Below are 18,358 nucleotides of genomic sequence, written 5' to 3'. Positions count from 1 at the left end.
GCCACTTTTATGGAAATTGATAGAGCCACTTATGTGCCGGAATTGAGGGGAGGTCGGGAGGCTGGGTATCGGCGGGTGTATGAGGCGTTTCGGGAGGCGATCCGGCTGGGGCAGTTGTCTGGGGGGCGGAAGGTGCCGTCGAGTCGGGAGCTGGCGGCGCGGTATGGGGTGGCTCGGATTACGGTGACGCAGGCGTATGAGCAGCTGGTGGCGGAAGGGTATTTGGAGACGCGGCGGGGGGCGGGGACCTTTGTGGCGAAGGCCCTGCCGGAAGGGTTTTTTCGAGCGGGTGGAGATGAAAACGGAGCGAGGGTGCGGATTCGAGAGGGGACGAGCCGGTACGTCGAGCAGCCGGCGTTTTTGTCGGGGTGTCCGGCGCTGGATGCCTTTCCGGTGGAGCGGTGGTTGAAGTGTTACGCGAAGTATTTGCGGGGATCGACGTATTCGCTGAACACCTACGGTCATGGGGATGGCGGGTACGGGCGACTGCGGGAGGCGATCGCGGGACACTTGCGGACGCAGCGCGGGGTGCGTTGCGAGGCGGGGCAGATTTTGATTTTGAGCGGCAGCCAGCCGGGAATCGAGCTAGTGGCTCGGGCCTTGGTGAAGCCGGGAGATCGGGTGGGGACGGAGAATCCTTGTTTTCGGGGGATCGTGGATTCGTTTCGGCTAAACGGGGCGGAGGTGTGTGGGGTGCCGGTGGATGAGCTGGGGATGCGGGTGGGGGAATTGAAACGGATGCGAAAGGCGTTGCGGGTGGTGGTGACGACGCCGGCTCGACAGTTTCCGCTTGGGTATGCGATGCCAGTGGGGCGTCAGGCGGAGTTGCTGGAGTGGGCTCGGGAGAAGGAGGCGTGGATTCTGGAGGACGACTACGACAGCGAGTTTCGTTTTCGGGGGAAGCCCTTGCCAGCGATGCAGGGGATAACGCCGAACGAGCGTATTCTGTATTTGGGCACGTTTTCTCGATCCATGTTTCCGGATGTTCGGATTGGCTACCTTGTAGTGCCTAAGTCTGTGTATCCGGATTTTCTGACGCTATGGAAGGCGGGGGCGATGAATCCGCCGGTGTCGATGCAGGCGGCTTTAGCGGAGTTTATCGAGGCGGGGGATTTTGAGCGGCATTTGAGGAAGATGCGTTTGCTCTACGCGAGGCGGTGCAGGTGGCTGGCGGAGCTGGTGGAACGAGAATTGGGAGAGTGGCTGGAACTAGGGGTGGCGGATGGAGGACTGCATTTCGTTGGGTATTTTCGGAGCGAGGTGGATGGGGAGCTCGTGGCGAGGTTGGCGGGCGAGAAGGGAGTGGTGGTGTATCCGATAAGTCGGTACGGGGTGGCGGACGCGCAGCTGGAAAGGAATGGGTTGATGTTTGGGTTCTCGTCGTTTGGGGAGGAGGCGATGGAGAGGGGGGTTAGGGTGTTGAGGGAGGTGTTGGGGTTGCCCACAAATGCTTGAATTAGAAGGTTCGCTGAATGGGCAAACCTAGTGTGAGCCGTCTGATGACGGCTGGAGGACTTGAGTTGGTTAGCGGCGGGTGTCTATGGCGAGTTTGGTGGCGAGGGCGGTGAGGGTGGTGGCCATGAACCAGCGTTGGATGCGGGGCCAAAGGCGGCCGCGGCCAAGGTAAGCGTAAACCGCAGAGGCAGAAAGGACGATAGTGGCGTTTACGGCAGCGCTGATGGTTATTTGGGTGATCCCGAGCTCGATGCTTTGGCGGAGGAGGGAGCCGTGGGTGGGGTCGAGGAACTGGGTGAAGATGGAGAGGTAGAAGACGGCGATCTTGGGATTGAGGGCGTTGGTGAGGAAGCCCATGCTGATAAGGCGGTGCGTGGAGTCGCTTTTGAGATTTTGGGGTGATGGGATAAAGTCGCTGCCGGGGCGGATGGCTTTCCAGGCGAGCCACAGCAAGTAACAGGCTCCGGCGAGGCGGAGGGCGTCGTAGGCGGCGGGGATGGCGAGGAAGAATGCTGAGAGGCCAAAGGCAGCCATGAACATGTGTAACAGAAACCCAATGACAACGCCGACGAGGGAGATGAGACCAGCTTTGTGGCCTTGGCAGAGGGAGCGAGAAATGAGGTAGAGCATGTTGGGTCCTGGAGTGAGGACCATGATGAGTGAGGCGAGAGCGAAGAGGCTGAGTTTGTCAGGTGGGACTAGCATGGTCTGTAGGTTGGGCGATAGGTATTCAAAAAAAGCGGACCTGAATTAGGTCCGCTTTGGAAAGTTGTAATGATCGTAAGCTCTTAGTCTTGGCCGACGGTGTATTTGGTTGGTGGAGTCACTACGCCAGTGCGAACGCAGAAGTCTCCGAAGCCTTCGCCTTCTTGCCGCTCCTTGGCGTAGGCCTTCAGGTGCGGTTCGACAGCGGGAATGATTTCGTCGGCTTTGATGCTTTCCTTGTAGATCGTGTTGAGGCGCATGCCGTTGTATTTGGCTCCTAGATACAGGTTGTATTTTCCTGGAGCCTTGCCGATGAGGCCGATTTCCGCGAGGTACGGGCGAGCGCAGCCATTCGGGCAACCGGTCATGCGAATGCTGATGGCGTCGTCGCTGAGGCCGGCTTCGTCGAGCACCTTCTCGAATCCGTCTAGGAGTTCCGGGATGAAGCGTTCGGATTCGGAGAGGGCTAGGCCGCAGGTCGGAAGAGCCGGGCAAGCCATGGCGTTTTTGCGCAGGCCGGTGAGCTTTTCAGGACCGGCGACGCCGTTTTGATCGAGAATCGCTTGGATGGCTGCCTTGTCTTTCTCCGCGATGCCGCAGAAAGCGAGGTTTTGGGAAGGAGTGAGACGAATGTCGCCCTTGTGGATTTTGGCGATTTCTCGGAAGGCGGTGCGCAGGTTCACGCCGTCCTTGTCGACGATGCGACCGGACTGGATGAACTGCACGTAGTACCAGTTTCCTTCGATATCCTGATTCCAGCCGTAGTCGTCCTCGATGGTGGTGAACTCGAAGTCCTTGGCTTCGCCGAGGGCGAATCCGGTTCGTTTTTCCACCTCGGCCTTGAAGGCGGCGAGGCCCATGCGGTCGATGGTGTACTTGAGGCGTGCGTTCTTGCGATCGACGCGGTTTCCGTTGTCGCGTTGAGCAAGCACCACCGCTTCCGCGACCTGGTTCACCTGGTCCGGCGCGCAGAAGCCCATGATGTCGGCGACGCGCGGGTAGGTCTTGTCGTTTCCGTGAGTGGTGCCAAGTCCGCCGCCGACGGTGACGTTGAAGCCGAGAAGCTCTTCGCCGTCGAAAATGGCGATGAAGCCGAGATCCTGGGAGAAGACGTCGATGTCGTTGGTGGGCGGGATGGCAACGCCTATCTTGAACTTACGAGGCAGATAGGTGGTGCCGTAGATGGGTTCTTCTTCCACCTCGCCAGAGAACTTTTCGCCGTCGATGAAGATTTCGCGGTAGGCCTTGCCCTTGGGCAGGAGGTGGAGCGAAACGTTTTTGGCCACTTCGTAGACCTTGGCGTGCGCGTGGCTCTTCTTGAAATCCGGCTGGCACATCACGTTGCGGTTGATATCGCCGCAGGCCCCGATGGAGTCCATGAGCACGCTGTCCATCTTGCGGATCACGTTGCGCAGGTTGCCCTTGAGCAGACCGTGCAGCTGGTAGGTCTGGCGCGTGGTCAGGCGAATGGTGTTGTTTCCGTAATCGCTGGAGAGCTGGTCCATCACCAGGTACTGGTCAGGCGTGCAGACGCCGCCAGGCAGGCGAACGCGAAGCATGAAGGAGTAAGCCTTCTCCAGCTTCTTGACGCGTCGCTCGCCACGCACATCGCGATCGTCCTGAACGTACATGCCGTGAAACTTGGTGAGCTGGGCAGCGTCGTCGGTGATGCCGGCAGTGCTGCTGTCGGCCAATTCCTCCATAAGGTTGCCGCGGAGATTGTTGCTCTCCTCTTTTAGATACTCGTTCTTGGCGAGCTTTTTGGTGGCGTCAGCGGAACTCATGATTCGGGCGTTTTTAGATAGGCGAAGTTTGAATGCAAGTAAATTGCCTTAGTAATATAAGATTAGTAGCGAAGGTGATGGCGGTGGCGTTTGCCGGTCTGGTCGGAAACGGCGGAGCGAGGGAGCAGGCTTGGTCTGCCGCTCACTTCTTTGCAAGCTCTTGGGTATCTGCCAGCTGGTACTCCTCGAGCAGCATGCGGGCGGTGCCGAAGCTGGTTTTCACGTCCACGCGCACGGGGATGCGCTCCGCGTCGTCGGTGATCCAGATCGCCATTTTGCCGCCTTCGCGGAAGGTCTTGCTCTGGGGGAAGACCCGCACTGGTTCGATGCGAAAGCAGTCGCGGGCCCCGAATTCGGTGCGGATGCGGTCCTTTTCCACTGCTTCCAGCTCTACGAAGTAGAATTTGCCCTTGGAGTTGACGCACATTTGATAGCGGGAGCCGACGGCCAGATCCCAGCTGCGCAGCTGGAGGATGCAGCTGGCGTAGTCGAGGGTGACGTCGTAGGGCAGCTTTTTGATCTTGTTGCGTTCCGGTTCGAGCTCGTCGGTGTAGACGACCTTTCCTTCGTCGTAGTCGAAGAGGGCGACGGTGCGGCTCTCTTTGGATCGCACGATCCCGTCGACTTCGTCGCGCACGACGCGAAACTCGCGTGGATCGAGGCTGGTTCTCGATTCCAGATCCATAGGATAGAAGGAGCGGATGACGCCGGCGGAAGCGGTTTCCATGATCACCTGCAGGCTTTCCTCTTCCTGGTCGGAGTGGCTGGCGCTTTCCACGGTGATCGCGATGGAGCCCGCTTTGCGAAAGATGCCCCATTGGGCTCGGAAGAGAAACTCGTTTCCTGGCTGGAAGGCCCGTCCGCGTTCCATGGGATCGGCGAAACGGGCTTCCGGCCACTCGATCTCGTCCGGCACGTCGGGCTCGGTTGATTCGTCGAACTCGTCGCCATTGATGCCGGCGCTAGCGGACGCGCATCCGAGGAGCAGGAGCGCTGCGATGGTCCAGCGGGCGAAAAGTCGTCTGTCTGGGATCGTTGAAGTCATGTTCGATAAAGGGAAATTTGGTTCAGAGCTAGGAGACAATTAGGATGAGCGCAACGGGTAAGAGTTCCCCAGAGGCTTTAGATAGGAGCTTTGCGCGAAGTTTTACCGTTTCGGCACGCTGCGATGACCGAGTTTGAATGCGTTTAGGGGGAAGAGTACTCAGGGAAATTGCTGATTTGGAACGCTGGAGTTTGCCGTCTCGGCGCGGCGACCTGCAGATTTTGTTAAAAAGCGTCGCCTCGTGGCCGAGGGGCGGTGCTCCGACAGCCTTCCCAACGGTTATTCGGGGCGATGGACTGCGTCGGCTTGCTGCCCGGCTTCCAGCAGGCGGCGACATTGAGCGAGGGTGTCGATTTGTTCGACGGTTTTGTCGGTCCGGATGCGTTTGATGCGAGGGAAGCGCAGGGCGAGGCCGGAATCGTGCCGCTTGCTTTCGCGAATGCTGTCGAAGGCGATTTCCAGCACGGTGTCCGGGACCACGCGTTTGAGGCGTCCCTCGTCTTCGATGGTGTTGGCCAGAAAGCGTTCGGTGAGGGAGTCGATCTGGGCGTTGGTGAGACCGGTGTAGGCCTTGCCGATGGTTTTCAGCGAGCCGTCGGACTCGTCACGTACCGCGAAGGTGTAGTCTGACAGCACGTCCTTGCGCTTGCCGTGGCCGTATTCCGCCGCCACCACCACGACATCGATGGTGGCGTAGGCCTTCTTCAGCTTCAGCCAGGAGAGGCCGCGTCTGCCGGGAAGGTAGGCGCTGGAAGGGTCCTTGAGCATCAGTCCTTCGTTTCCGCGGGCTCGGGCGGCTGCGAATTCAGCTTCGATGTCCTGGGGCGATGACAGGATGCTGACTGGAGCGATGCGGGCTTTGGGGTTCACGGAAAAGGTGTCCAGCTTCCTGCGGCGGTTTTCCAAGGGCGCGTCGAGCAAGTCCTCGTTTTCGAACCAAAGCAGGTCGTAAAGCCAGAGAATCACCGGAATTTCCTCCCCGAGGAATAGGTCTTCGCCCTTGCGTCCGAGGCGTTTTTGAAGCTCGGAAAACGGCAGCGGCCGCTCGTAGCCCCAAGCGACCACCTCGCCGTCCGCGATGAAGTCCTGCGGGATCTGGCGGGCCGCTTCGGCGAGCTCGGGAAACTGGTGGGTGATGCGATTAAGATCGCGGCTGTAGAGCTCCGCCCGCTCGCCGACCTTGTGGATCTGGCATCGGATGCCGTCGTATTTATCCTCGGTCCAGACCGCGTCGCCCAGTCGAGCCACGATCGCCTCCGCGTTGGCCTCCGGGCTGGCCAGCATGAACTGCAGCGGGTGGAAGGGCGTGAGGCGAATCTCCTGCAGGGCGTCGCGGGCTGCGTGTCGCGCCACGGTCAGCAGGTTGCCGCTGCGCAGGTTGGCCTTGCGGAGCTCCTCCTTGTCGAGCCCGTAGGTGGCTGCAAGAGCTTCTTCCACTAGGCCCTCCTTCAGTCCGATGCGCAGGTCGCCGCTGATGATCTTCATGAGCAGCTTGCCTTCTTCCGGGGTCAGTTTGCGAAACTCCTCGCTGAGCAGGGACTGGCGAAAGGCCGGGCTGGGGGCGGCGGCGAGCCCGTCGAAGAAGGAGGCGATCTGGGTCAGCGTGCGGGTGGGCTTGACCTGGAGTTTGGCGAGCAGGCGAGCCGCGACCTCGGAGCTGTCTCTTAGGCTGTCGTAGAGCGTTTTGAAGTCGGCTTCGCTGGAGCCGCTCGCGAGCAGGATGGATTGTCGCACCAGGGACCAGCCGATGTTGAGGCGTTGGCTGGAAGCTTGGGGAAAGGGGCGTCCGGTGAGGAAAAGCGAGGCCAAGGCGGCGGAGTCGACATCCAGTTTCGAAAGGTAGCCGCTGAGGATTTCCACCTTCCTGTTCTTGCTGTCGGTTTCTCCGAGCGTGGCGGCGGTGGCGGCGAGTCTGGCGAAGCTGTCCAGCGGTAGGGAATCGGGATCCAGCGGGTCGCTGTTGGGAAAGGCGTCGCTGAGGTCGGGCTTTTCTTCGGGGATGTCGAGGCTGAGCTGGTTTTCCTTTCCCAAGGCCCAGGCTTCGTAGCCTTGTTCGCGCAACGTGGCGGCGAACTCTTGGGCGAACCCGTGCACGGTGAAGACGGTTTTTGGGGCGACCTGGGCGACGAAGCTTTGCAGATCGAGGTAGTCGGCGTGGTCGGAGAGCGGAAAGGCCTTGTCGCATTGGTAGCGGTAGACTGCGGAGGGATCGATGGCCCAGCCGGAAATGATGGCGGTTTTCGGTTTGCGCACCTTTTTCAGCCATGAGGCGTTGCGAGCCATCGGCGGGCAGATGAGCACCTTGCCTTCATGGTCGGATGGGTCGAAGGGCTGGAAATCGGGAAACTCCCAGCCGAGGGTGGCGCAGCTTTCGGTGAGCTTGTAGCTCTGCGGATGCAGCATGGCCTGGAGGTCGCTATCGGCGAGGGCCCGCAGGATCTCCTGGCTTTTGCCCAAACTGTAGCCGAACAGCACCGGCGTCTCCCCGTTTTCGATGGATTCGCGGGCGAAGCGAATGATGTCGGCGATGACCTCGCTTTCCGGAGGAAAGGTGTAGCGCGGCACGCCGTAGGTAGTCTCCACGATCAACGTGTCGGCAGCGACGGGCTGGCACGCTTCGGCGGAGATGCCAGCGGTGAGCTTGAAGTCGCCCGAATAGAGCAAGGATTGGCCGTCGCGTTCCAGGCGCAGCATTGCCGAGCCGATGATGTGCCCCGCCGGGTGGAGGGTACCGGTGACGCCGGGAGCGAATTCGAAGGCTTCGCCGAACGCGTGGACTTGCCACTGGCGCTCGCCTGGCAGACGGTCGCGGATCAACTGGGCGGTAGGGGCGCTGCAAAGAATGGTTTCGTGATCGCCCATGTGGTCGAAATGGGCGTGGGAGACGAAGGAGCGAGCGACCGGCTTGCGAGCGTCGAGATGCCAGTCGAGGTCTGGCAGGTAGATTCCGTTCTGTTGCTCGAGTTTCCAGGTCATGACGTTTTCTGGCAATGGCGCCGCGCTCTAGCGCGCGTCAGCCTCCTTGGGCGTTTCTTCGAGGTTGAGCAGGTCCTCCTCGGTGAGGAGGGTGGCGATGACCGGATAGCGTTTCTGAAGGAAATCAGTTCTCGAGTACTGGCTTTGGGAGGTATTGCTGCAGCCGTCGTATTTCCGTCTCTCGAAGATCTGAAAGAAGGGGATCGATCGATTCGGATCGTCTCTCGGCACGAGCTCGGGTCGCCTGACGATGGTTTCGTCCGATTGCTTCACGCCGAAGTACTCGAAACTCTCCTCGATCGTCGCGTCGCTGATCGAGAGCGGACGCTCATGCTGCTGTTGCATGAGGGCAAACCCCAAGCCAAGGCACACCGCAAGCAGAAGATAGAATCCGATCCGGTAGACGCGGTCCATGCGGGGCTTTTTTTTGGGGGGGCAAGGGAGGGGCGAACTAGATGCCCTTGCGATCCAGGCTGAAGCGTCCTGGCCCGATGAATAGCAGACCGAAAAAAAGAAGCGTCACCTGCAGGTGAGCGAAAAAGGTGAGGTGGAAGTCGCCGCTCTGAATCACGTTTGCCAGGGCGAAGGCTGAGACGATGGTGAGGAAGAGGGCCGCTCCACGCGTGAAAAGCCCTAGCGCTAGCAGGAGGCCGCCGAAGACTTGGATGATGCAGGCGGCCAGTCCCGCTACGAGGAAAAGGCTTTCTGGAAGGCGAGCGATGGCTGCTCCGCTGCCGACTTCGGTCCACGCGTCCGCTCCGCCCAGTAGCATGGGAAAGCCGTGAAAGGCGACGAGAGCGCCTGCTCCGAGGCGGAGGACGAGGACTCCGAAAAAGTCGAATTTGCTGAGGCTGGCGAGTGAGAGTTTCATGCGATGGGATTTCTTGATTGGTTGACTGAAGTAAACGGAGCGAGCGGCAAAGGGCAATGGGGGAGTTTAGGGTTTTCGACCTCTCATACATGGAAAGAGTGGCGTGACGGCTTGCGCGATTTGCAAAGAGTCTTTAGATACTTGCGCGTATTCGACGTGCGAAATCACACCCCTCTCGTTTATTGATGAAAAGCTTGTTCGCCCATTTTAGCCGGAGCATCAGCGCCCGCATGTTCGGTGGCTTGTCGGTCATGCTGGCCTTGTTCGTGGCCACGGTGGCCATCGTGCTGGTGATGAACTCGACCCAGAATTCCAGCTCGGCGGCTATCAACGACTGCGGAAAGCTGCGCATGCTCAGCCAGCGCGTGGCCAAGGCGAGTCTGCTCATCGCGGATGGAGACGAGTTCGCCCGCGGCGAGCTCATGGAATCCGTGAACGAGTACGAGTCGCTGCTCAATGGCTTGGTGTACGGCGATCCGAACCGGGGCCTCGATCGAGCGGAGGGTCGCCTCGCCGAGCAGCTGGAGCGTTTGCGCGAGACATGGAGGGACTATCGGCAGCGGGCCGAAGAACTCGTGTCGAACGATGCGGACGCGATGCGCTTCGTTCGAGCGAAGGAAGCGATCGTGCAGTCCAACACGGATTTGCTGGAGCAGGCGAACGCCATCGTGAGCTCGCTCGAAGCGGAGGCCACCTCAAAGGTGGACGCCCTGCTGGCGGTTCTCTACGGTTTGTTGGTTTGCGGCGCCGTTCTCTTTTCCGGGCTCGTTTGGGCGTTGCATCGGTCGTTGAAGCCGCTCAAGCGCTTGACCTCGGTTTCTGAAAAGGTGGCCCAAGGAGACTTTTCCACCCGCGCCAGCATTCGAGCGAATGACGAGGTGGGAGTGCTGGGATTGGCCTTCGATACCATGATCGAGAAGATCGGGCGTCAGATAAGCTTGCTGGAGCTGACCGTTTCCCAACTGGAGGAGGCCAAGGATCATGCCGAAGCCAGCATGGAGAAAAAAAGCGAAATGCTGGCGGTGATGAGCCACGAGATCAGGGCCCCGCTCAACGGGATCATCGGCATGACGAACCTGCTGAACCAAAAGGTCTCCAACGAAGAGCAGAAACGCTATACGGAGATCGTGAACGTCTCTGGCAAGGCCTTGCTGGAAATCATCGACGACGTGCTGGACTTTTCCAAGATCGAAGCTGGCAAGCTGGAGCTGAACTATGGTCCTTTCGATCTGAGGACCTGCGTGCAGGAGGCGGTGGATATCGCCTCGTACTCGGCGAGCTCGAAAGGCCTGATGATGGAAACGCGCATCGCGGAATCGGTTTCCCCAATCGTTTACGGGGATCAGACGCGCTTGCGCCAGGTGCTGATAAATCTGCTCTCCAACGCGGTGAAGTTCACGCGTCGGGGCTGGGTGAACGTCGTGGTGAAGGAGGCGGCCAGCGCGGACGGCAGGTCCTCCAACCTGATGTTTTCCGTGGAAGACACGGGCGTGGGCTTCGACGAGGACGAGGCGGAGCGGCTTTTCAAGTTCTACAGTCAAGCCAATGCCAGTACCAGTCGATCGTACGGAGGCACCGGACTAGGGCTAGCGATTTCCAAGATGCTGGTGGAGGCCATGGGCGGTACTATCTGGGTCACCAGCAAGCCGGGCAAGGGCACCACCTTCAACTTCACGATTCAAGCGGATCGAAAGGAACAGGCGGAATTGTGACCGGAGATAGACCACCGGCTTAGGCGGAGGCAGCCAGCGTCTCTGCGTCGCTTCGTTGAGTGGGGAAGCGTTGTTGGTTTTGGGGTCGGATTCGCCGCCGCTTGCCGACGGGATCCTATTTTGCCGGCAGGATGCCGCTTTGGATGGCGTTCTGGATCAGGCCTTGGGCATAGGTCCATAAGCTGGCGCTGCCGCGTTCGATCTTCTGGTTGATCTCCCGTACTTGAGTGGCCACTACGCCGTGCTCAAGCCAGGTCTTCCCGTCCGCCAGGTAGTTGAGCAGCATCGGATGGAGTCGATCGATCGCCTTGGCGAAACGCGCTTCCGCGCTTTCCCCGAGCTCGAATTCGTCCCAGAGCGCTCTGAACTCTATCGCCTGATCCTCTGGCAGAAGACCGAAGAGGCGATCGGCCGCCAGGCGCTCGCGCCGCTCCTGATCCTTTTTGTGCTCCTCGTCGTAGATGTAGGTATCTCCGGCATCGATCTCCACGATGTCGTGGATGATCACCATGCGCAGGATTTTCAGGAGATCGAGCTGCGGATCGTTCGCGTGCTCGAACAATGTGATGGCCATCAGGGCCAGATGCCAGGAATGCTCCGCATCGTTTTCTCGCCGCGTCTTGTCGCTGATATAGGATTGTCGGAATATGGACTTCAGCTTGTCGGCTTCGATGATGAAGGCCATTTGCTGGGCGAGGCGCTCAGGAGTGTTTACCATGGAGGCTCAGAAAATGCATCGGGCCGAGCGTGGCAAAGGGAATTTCCGGACTGTTCCGCTTACCTCAGTTCAGTCCACTTGGGTTCCCTAGTTGGCTCTGGGACGTTTTCCCTATAAAAACTGGTTAAGTTGTCCATTAGTCCGACGAATTATTAAGAGCGAGGAAACGAGCCAACCGGCTTGGGTCTTCGATTCGCGGCGGCGCCCAGCGAAAGAATCCAACAGGTCTTCATCCGGACCGCTTGTTTCACTCGGCGCGGAGTCCGTCTCTTTAGAACAACTGAATGCATCGGGGCGAGATCCCGATTCTGTTCCCAGAAATGGGAGAGGATCGGGGTCTCGTCCTTGGGCGTTCGGGAAGCGAGGCGGCCAGCTCCCGTTCGGGCTAGGAGAACGACTTTCCGCAGCCGCAGGTGCTTTGAGCGTTCGGGTTCTTGATTTCGAAACCCTTGCCCTGCAGGCCGTCGTCGAAGTCGATGGTGCTGCCCTCCATGTAGGCCAGGCTGGATTCGTCCATCAGAAAGCAGATGCCAGCGCTTTCGAGTTGCTGGTCGGACTCCTTCTTCTCGTCGAAGGACATGCCATACTGAAAGCCAGAGCAGCCGCCGGATTCCACGAAGACGCGGAGAAGTTTTCCCTCTCCCGCATCGGATTGCAGCTCTTGGATCTTAGAAGCAGCCTTTGGTGTAAGCGTTATCATAGCTTCAGCTTCTACACGCGCCGCGGCGCCTGTCAATAGGCGGTCGCCAATCAGAGGCGGCCGGATGGTTCAAGGGTAAAGCATAAATCGTGCTAAGAACGCTCAAGGGTCTTGCATTTACCAAAAAAAATGCTTTCACTGGTGCATATTCAGGCCGATTGGCTAAGGCGAGCCAACCTGTTTTCCTCTTAAAACCCTTTTATTGATACAAACGACACCCATGGCAGCGCAAGGATTCAATCAGGAGTTGCGGTTAAAGCAGACGCAGTCGCTCGTACTGGCCCCTCAGCTTCGGCAATCCCTAAAGATTCTTCAGGTGGCTCAGATGGATTTGAGAGCGACCATCCAGGAGGAGCTGCAGACCAATCCCTCGCTGGAGGAGCTCTCCATGGACACGCCCAGCCTCGACGAACCCGCTCCCGAGTCGGAGAGCAGTTCCGAGGATTCCAATTCCAATGCCGAAGAGCTGGAGTTCGGGGAGAACTTCGAGGTGTTGAACAAGCTCGACGAAGACTGGCGCGACTACATGTCCCAGGCGGGCGGGGCTCAGACCTATACTAGCGAGGACGCTGAGAAGCGTGAGCATTTTTTCAATTCGCTTGTATCCGAAACCTCGCTACAGGAGCATCTGCTCGAGCAGGCGTCGCTGTCGGATATCGAGCCGGTGCAGCGGGAAGCCATCGAATACTTGGTGGGCAGCATCGACAACAACGGCTTTTTGTCCACCTCGCTTTCCGATCTAGCCCTGCTCTCAGGACTTTCGCTCGGTCAAATGCAGGAGGCCCACCAGATCCTGCGCAGTTTCGATCCGGCGGGAATCGCCGCTTTCGACCTGCAGGATTGCCTCTCCATGCAGCTCGAAGCCAAGGGCCGCTCACGATCCTACGCTTACGAAATCGTGCAGAAGCACTTCAAGCTGCTCTCTCGCCGTCGCATCCCCGATATCGCTCGTCGTCTTGGGGTCGATGTGGAGGAGGTGCAGGAGGCGATCGCGGAAATCGCTTTGCTGGATCCGGCCCCGGGCCGTCGCTTCGCGGAGGACAACAACCGTTCCGTCATGCCCGACGTGATCGTGGAGTGGGATGATGACAAGTGGAAGGTGACGTTGAATTCCGACTACATTCCGCGTCTGCGCATCAGCCCGATCTACAAGGAGATGATCGCCAAAGGGGCGATCACCAAGAAGGAAAAGGAATACATCCAGGAGAAGATGCGCTCCGGCAAGTTCCTGATCAACTCCATCGAGCAGCGCCAGCAGACCATCGAGCGCATCGCTAACGAGATCGTTAAGATCCAGGCCGACTTTCTGGAGGAAGGCGTCTCCAAGCTTCGTCCTTGCACCATGACGCAGATCGCGGAGATCGTTGGGGTGCACGAGACGACGGTGAGTCGCGCCATCGCCAACAAGTACATCCAAACGCCTCACGGATTGTTCGAGCTGAAGTTCTTCTTCACCCCGGGATATCAAGGCACTGACGGCGAATCGATTTCCAACACAAGTGTTAAGGACATGATCCAGAATCTCATTTCGGGAGAGGATCCAGCCAAACCGCTGAGCGATCAGGAAATCGTTTCTCGCCTGCAAGCGAAGGATATAAAAATCGCTCGCAGAACCGTGGCGAAATACCGTGAAGAGCTGGGCATTTTGCCTAGCAACCTTCGTCGCCAGTACTAATCCGGGCAAAATCGGCCAGAACCTCATGATGGCGCGAGGCTCGCTCGGCGATAGCGTGTCCATTGGCGTAGCAAGGCGATGAAGATTATTCGATATTTGGATACGGAAGGGAAATCCGGACTCGCGGCAAAATCCGGGTCTGGCCCGTTCCGAAAGCTGCAAGGCGACCTCTTCGGCGGGTTTTCCATCACGGAGGAAGAGGTTGATGCTCAGCGATCGCTGCTGCCCTTTCGACCGACTCAGATTTTCGGCGTAGGCCTGAACTACCGCAAGCATGCGGAGGAAACAGGAACCCCGCTGCCGCAGTACCCGCTCATCTTCATGAAGAACGTCACTGCTGCATGCTGGCATGGAGATCCGATCCGTTTGCCATCAGCGAACTACAGCTCGGAAGTCGACTACGAGGGCGAGCTCGCGGTCGTTATCGGACGCGACTGCAGCGATGCGAGCGAGCAGGACGCCCTCGACTATATCCTTGGATACACTTGCGCCAACGACGTTTCCGCTCGCGATTGGCAGAAGAAGTGGGGCGGCGGCCAGTTTTGTCGCGGGAAGAGCTTCAATGGGTTTTGTCCCTTGGGACCATGGATCGTCACGGCAGACGAAGTGCCGGACCCCTCCGTCTTGCAGCTTTCCACGCGGGTGAACGGGGAGTTGCGCCAACAGGGAGATGCCAGCGACTTGATTTTCAGCATCCCGCGCATCGTGTCCTTCCTCAGTCGCAGCGCGACCCTAGCTGCTGGTACAGTCATCCTCACAGGCACGCCAGGGGGCGTGGGAGCGGCTATGAGTCCGCCGTCGTATCTAAAGGATGGAGACGTAGTCGAGGTCTCTATTTCGCAAATTGGCGAACTGAGCAATCCGGTTCGCGGAGACTGATCCAGCCTCGCTTTCTATGGCCTCAATTTCGCGTAGGCGTTTTGGATGCAATGCGCGATGTTTTCATCGGTCGCGAAAAGAATGCCGCGGTGATTCATGAAAATGCTATCGCGACGGTTCAGGTCGAGAGGATCGCCATGAATATCGGTTGCCACGCGATTTGCTTCGTGAAAAAGGCATGCGGTGGCGGCGAAGTCCCAAGGGCTGCCGCCGCCCGGCTGTTCCTTGGGAAACTTGAAGTAGCACGCCGGGGCGTTTTCCATGACGTGGCAGGCGCTCATGACGCCGCCTGACTGGAAATCCTTTTCGAACGAGGTGTAGCCAAGTTGGGAGAGTTCGTTGGCTACGGTATCCAGAATCCGCGTCGAATCAGGCTGATCGATAAAGCTGCAGTCTCCGTAAAAGTGAAACGAGGAGCCCGAAGCGGTCGGCGGGTTCCATGGCTTCGCGTCGCGTCGAATTCCCATCCCGGAGATCGCTTGATAGCGTTTCCCGGTGAGCGGTTCTAGGACGAGGCCATAGAGCGGGGTTCCGTCGCGACGCACGATGGCGATGGATACAGCGAATCCTCCCGTCCCTTTGATGTAGGGCAAGGTGCCGTCGAGCGGATCGATGCAGAGAAAGGCATCCTTGCTGAAACGGCTGCCGTCGTCGGAGCTCTCCTCTGCCAGCAGCCCGAGGTCGAGCTCTTTCAAACAAGGCCTGAGCGTATCCAGAATCGCTGACTGAGCGAGACGATCGACTTCGGTGACGACTTGGGACGCTAGGGTGTCGCCTCCTTCCTTGGAGAGCACCTGCAGTTCGTTGCTTCGTTTCTCGACGATGATCTTTGCCGCTTTTTTGGCTGCCTCGACTGCGTAGTCGTCGAAGGCGTAGAGGTGTTTTTCCGAAAGGTTCATTTGTTCAGTTTCTTGAGCGCTGCCCTCGCAAGTCGCTCGCTATAAGTATTCAGTTTCCAATGACCAGGGCTCCAGCCTTTGAGAAAACGGTGAAAGTCGGTCCAGGCAAAGGGAAACAAGGCGCGCCAGTTCGCCTCCAGCTCGTCGGCGTTCACCTCGCTTTGCTGTCGGCTCAGGGCGGAACGCAAGACGCTAAAGTAGCGTCCGAGCAGCTGCTCTTCCAATCGTTCGCACTCCGATTCGCTCAGGCAGCTTCCGATGAAGTACGCGAGGTCCTTCATGCCGCATCCCCCGCCCACGTATTGAAAGTCGACCGCGGCGACGCAGCGTTCGTCCGCGGAAAAGCAGAAGTTGGCGATTTTGGCGTCGCCGTGCACGATGGTCTGAAAAGGGCTCGAGCTTAGCAGCGCGTCTATCTTCGCGGCGGCGCGTTTCAGTTCGATATCCTCGAGCGCTTCCAGTTCGTCGGGTCTTGTATCCAGATGCCAATACGTTCCTTTGGGCCAAAGGCCCTCGGGCTTCATGCCCATGAACCGGGCGTGAAAGCTAGCGAGCCAATCGATGCACGCATCCCTGGCCTCAGGGGACGCCTGCTGCCGACGCTCGGTGAATCCGGCAGCATCGAGGTCCTCCAGAACGATCAGGGTTTCTTCCCCATGCGAATCGACCGCGTAGCATTTCGGGGTGCGGCAACTGGCGTCGCACCGGTTGTTCGCGTTGCGATACCAAGCCGTTTCGACTTCGTAGGAGCGAACCTTGCGCTGGTGCGAACGATCGGTGTTCCACCCCCTCGGGTGGAGCGTGCGGGTGGGGAGTTTGATTCGTTTCACGATGACGGAGTCGAGCTCGCAATCCTCGAGGGCGTAGCGAGCGATCTTTCCATAGCCGCTCCAGAGGGTTTGCAGGGTTTCGATCTCATGCGCTGCCCGTGCTCCGGTGGATCGGATCAAGGTATCCATGAATTTCTGGCAGAGTGTGTCGTGTGGGGGGTCGCCGCTCATTTCGCAGGGCGGTTTGAAAGGCAAACGATCTCGTATGGCAAGAGCGAGCGTCCCGACGTGTAGCGTTTCCTGCGTTTGAGCTGGAATAAATACAAAAGGGTAAGTATTTGCGGCCTTATGAAATCCGTCAGCCAAGCCAGTCCTGAAGCGAAAGCCCTATGGGATCGCTTTCATGGGAAACCCTATCGCGGATACGGGCGCTACCTTCGCGAGCGTTTCGGGGCCAAGGTTTTCAAGGTGGTTGTGGACGCGGGATTTACCTGTCCCAACCGCGACGGCAGCGCTGGGTACGGCGGCTGCGCCTATTGCAACGTGGAATCCTTCACGCCGAGGCACACGCGCAGTCTGCCGACCGTGCGGGAGCAGGTGGTCGAAGGGATCGAGCGCTCTCGCCGAAGCTACGGGGCGCGGCGGTTCATGATCTATTTTCAGCCGAATACGAATACCTACGCTCCGGTGGGGGATCTGGAGCGCATCTATCGCGAGGCCGTAGAGTCGGTGGATGCGGATATCGTGGGCCTGACCATCGGCACCCGTCCGGATTGCATCGACCGCGAGAAGCTGAGCATGCTGAAGCGAGCGTTCGGCGACTTGTACGTATCTATCGAATACGGCATGGAATCGGTAAACGATGACACCTTGAGCTGCATCAATCGCGGGACCACGCATGCCCAGTTCGAGGCGGCGGTGAAAATGACCGCGGACTTCGGTTTCGATGTGTGCGCCCATACGATCTTCGGTTTGCCGGGAGAGTTCGACGATGACGGAGCGGCGGTAGCCGAAACGTTGAATCGCCTGCCGATCGCATTCGTAAAGCTGCACCACCTGCATGTGGTGCGGGGCTCCATCTTAGCGAAACGATACCGAGAGAAGCCGTTTCCGTTGCACAGCCTCGAGAGCTACATCGACACGTTAAGTTGCTTTTTGCCTCGACTCGACCCGAGCATTGTGGTGCAGCGACTCTTTGGCATCGCCGATTTCGACGATCTTATCGCCCCCAACTGGGACCTGCCTAAGACCGCCATCCAGTATCGCATCGAGAGCGCGTTGCTGGACAGGGGAGTGGCCCAGGGAATGGAATTCGACCGGTAGGAAAGCAGAACTCGCCCCCAGCGAATGCCGAATTTTCTTTCACGAATCGAATGAATCGGCATGGTCGCGGTTTGGGCCGGGCGCCATTTCAATCCTCGGCGCCCTCGCCAATCCCTTACGCATGATACGATTTAGCTTATTTGGAATTCCCATTTCGATTCACTGGATGTTTTGGGTGCTGAGCGCCTTTCTCGGTGGGGCTCTGGACGCCCGCGGGCAGGAGGAGTGGATCCTGGTTTTCACTTTCATGCTCGCCGCCACCTTTTCGATTCTGGTGCACGAGTTTGGCCACGCCTTGGCCGGCTTGCGACTGGGCGCCCCCCGGGTGCAGATCATGTTGCACAGCTTGGGCGGCCTGGCTCGCTTCGAAGGGGCGCATTTCGGACGCAAGGGCAGGATCCTCATGACGGCAGCTGGTCCAGCGGCGAGCATTGGGCTTGCGGTACTGTTTTACTTCATCGGGCAGTTCGTGCTCGTGGGCGGTGGGGAAGGCCGCACCTACTTCCAGCTCGTCCTCCAGTACTTCGTCGGCGTGGTGGTGATGATCAACATTTTCTGGTCGATCATCAACCTAATGCCCATCATGCCGTTGGATGGCGGTCAGATCCTCCTGGCTGCCTTGGGACCTTCTCGATTGAAGCTGAGCTGCATCATCAGCTTCGTCACCATCGGCTTCTTAGCGGTTGCTCTCTGGTTGTCGACTCGCTCTTTCTTCAACATCCTGGTGATGCTCTTTTTGGCCAGTCACACTTGGCAAGTGTTCAAGGCCGCAGACGAATCGCGGTAGCTCTGCTTGGCAATTACATAAATCCGGAAAGGCGCCTGCTTCGTATCTCTGTTAAGGAC

The 18,358-nt window shown here is 58.8% G+C and carries 16 protein-coding genes; 6 read left to right on the top strand and 10 right to left on the bottom strand.

All coding sequences use genetic code 11. The features are described 5' to 3' along the window. Positions 1 to 9: 9 nt before the first annotated feature. The gene (locus QEH54_RS08880) at positions 10 to 1,455 is read left to right on the top strand and encodes a PLP-dependent aminotransferase family protein (protein WP_309018307.1); all 1,446 of its coding nucleotides are present in this window, start codon (positions 10 to 12) and stop codon (positions 1,453 to 1,455) included. A 69-nt stretch (positions 1,456 to 1,524) separates the two neighbouring features. Here the strand turns inward: QEH54_RS08880 and QEH54_RS08875 are convergent, their stop codons facing one another. From QEH54_RS08875 to QEH54_RS08850, 6 genes are all read right to left on the bottom strand, one after another. Next, complete coding sequence (locus QEH54_RS08875; RefSeq protein ID WP_309018306.1) at positions 1,525 to 2,160, bottom strand: LysE family translocator; 636 nt, start codon at positions 2,158 to 2,160, stop codon at positions 1,525 to 1,527. An 83-nt stretch (positions 2,161 to 2,243) separates the two neighbouring features. Continuing rightward, positions 2,244 to 3,944 carry an NADPH-dependent assimilatory sulfite reductase hemoprotein subunit gene (locus QEH54_RS08870; RefSeq protein ID WP_309018305.1) on the bottom strand — a complete coding sequence of 567 codons (1,701 nt, stop codon included), beginning with the start codon at positions 3,942 to 3,944 and terminating at the stop codon, positions 2,244 to 2,246. 142 nt (positions 3,945 to 4,086) lie between these two features. Beyond that, positions 4,087 to 4,989 carry a DUF3108 domain-containing protein gene (locus QEH54_RS08865; protein ID WP_309018304.1) on the bottom strand — a complete coding sequence of 301 codons (903 nt, stop codon included), beginning with the start codon at positions 4,987 to 4,989 and terminating at the stop codon, positions 4,087 to 4,089. Positions 4,990 to 5,268: 279 nt separating this feature from the next. Continuing rightward, positions 5,269 to 7,965 (bottom strand): ATP-dependent DNA ligase, encoded by a 2,697-nt coding sequence (locus tag QEH54_RS08860; protein ID WP_309018303.1) that lies wholly within the window; start codon positions 7,963 to 7,965, stop codon positions 5,269 to 5,271. Positions 7,966 to 7,992: 27 nt separating this feature from the next. Beyond that, positions 7,993 to 8,379, bottom strand: a complete 387-nt coding sequence (locus QEH54_RS08855) for a hypothetical protein (RefSeq protein WP_309018302.1) — start codon at positions 8,377 to 8,379, stop codon at positions 7,993 to 7,995. Positions 8,380 to 8,416: 37 nt separating this feature from the next. Continuing rightward, on the bottom strand, positions 8,417 to 8,836 hold the full coding sequence (locus tag QEH54_RS08850; protein WP_309018301.1) for a DoxX family membrane protein: 420 nt from the start codon (positions 8,834 to 8,836) through the stop codon (positions 8,417 to 8,419). A 185-nt stretch (positions 8,837 to 9,021) separates the two neighbouring features. Here QEH54_RS08850 and QEH54_RS08845 point away from each other — a divergent pair, with 185 nt between their 5' ends. Beyond that, positions 9,022 to 10,548, top strand: coding sequence for an ATP-binding protein (locus QEH54_RS08845; RefSeq protein WP_309018300.1), 1,527 nt, complete (start codon positions 9,022 to 9,024; stop codon positions 10,546 to 10,548). 115 nt (positions 10,549 to 10,663) lie between these two features. On the opposite strand, the gene QEH54_RS08840 is transcribed toward QEH54_RS08845, so the two are convergent. Continuing rightward, positions 10,664 to 11,266, bottom strand: coding sequence for an HD domain-containing protein (locus QEH54_RS08840; RefSeq protein ID WP_309018299.1), 603 nt, complete (start codon positions 11,264 to 11,266; stop codon positions 10,664 to 10,666). A 385-nt stretch (positions 11,267 to 11,651) separates the two neighbouring features. Further along, entirely contained in the window at positions 11,652 to 11,966 is a 315-nt protein-coding gene (gene erpA, locus QEH54_RS08835) for an iron-sulfur cluster insertion protein ErpA (RefSeq protein ID WP_309018298.1), read from the bottom strand. Positions 11,967 to 12,186: 220 nt separating this feature from the next. Here erpA and rpoN point away from each other — a divergent pair, with 220 nt between their 5' ends. Both rpoN and QEH54_RS08825 read left to right on the top strand, forming a co-directional pair. Beyond that, the gene (gene rpoN, locus QEH54_RS08830; protein ID WP_309018297.1) at positions 12,187 to 13,641 is read left to right on the top strand and encodes an RNA polymerase factor sigma-54; all 1,455 of its coding nucleotides are present in this window, start codon (positions 12,187 to 12,189) and stop codon (positions 13,639 to 13,641) included. A 78-nt stretch (positions 13,642 to 13,719) separates the two neighbouring features. Continuing rightward, positions 13,720 to 14,520 (top strand): fumarylacetoacetate hydrolase family protein, encoded by an 801-nt coding sequence (locus tag QEH54_RS08825; protein ID WP_309018296.1) that lies wholly within the window; start codon positions 13,720 to 13,722, stop codon positions 14,518 to 14,520. A 14-nt stretch (positions 14,521 to 14,534) separates the two neighbouring features. Here QEH54_RS08825 and QEH54_RS08820 read toward each other — a convergent pair whose 3' ends face one another. Both QEH54_RS08820 and QEH54_RS08815 read right to left on the bottom strand, forming a co-directional pair. After that, a complete protein-coding gene (locus QEH54_RS08820) occupies positions 14,535 to 15,419 on the bottom strand; it encodes an inositol monophosphatase family protein (RefSeq protein WP_309018295.1) in 885 nt (294 codons plus the stop codon). Further along, entirely contained in the window at positions 15,416 to 16,420 is a 1,005-nt protein-coding gene (locus tag QEH54_RS08815) for a phosphotransferase (RefSeq protein ID WP_309018294.1), read from the bottom strand. The genes QEH54_RS08820 and QEH54_RS08815 overlap by 4 nt, the downstream gene beginning before the upstream one ends. Positions 16,421 to 16,537: 117 nt before the next feature. Between QEH54_RS08815 and QEH54_RS08810 the strand changes: the two genes are divergently transcribed. Further along, entirely contained in the window at positions 16,538 to 17,512 is a 975-nt protein-coding gene (locus QEH54_RS08810; RefSeq protein WP_309018293.1) for a TIGR01212 family radical SAM protein, read from the top strand. Positions 17,513 to 17,633: 121 nt separating this feature from the next. Continuing rightward, the gene (locus tag QEH54_RS08805; RefSeq protein ID WP_309018292.1) at positions 17,634 to 18,299 is read left to right on the top strand and encodes a site-2 protease family protein; all 666 of its coding nucleotides are present in this window, start codon (positions 17,634 to 17,636) and stop codon (positions 18,297 to 18,299) included. The last annotated feature ends 59 nt before the right edge of the window (positions 18,300 to 18,358 follow it).

This window comes from Pelagicoccus sp. SDUM812003 (genome assembly GCF_031127815.1).
Taxonomy (GTDB): domain Bacteria; phylum Verrucomicrobiota; class Verrucomicrobiia; order Opitutales; family Opitutaceae; genus Pelagicoccus.
This window is presented reverse-complemented; position numbering and strand designations above follow the sequence as displayed.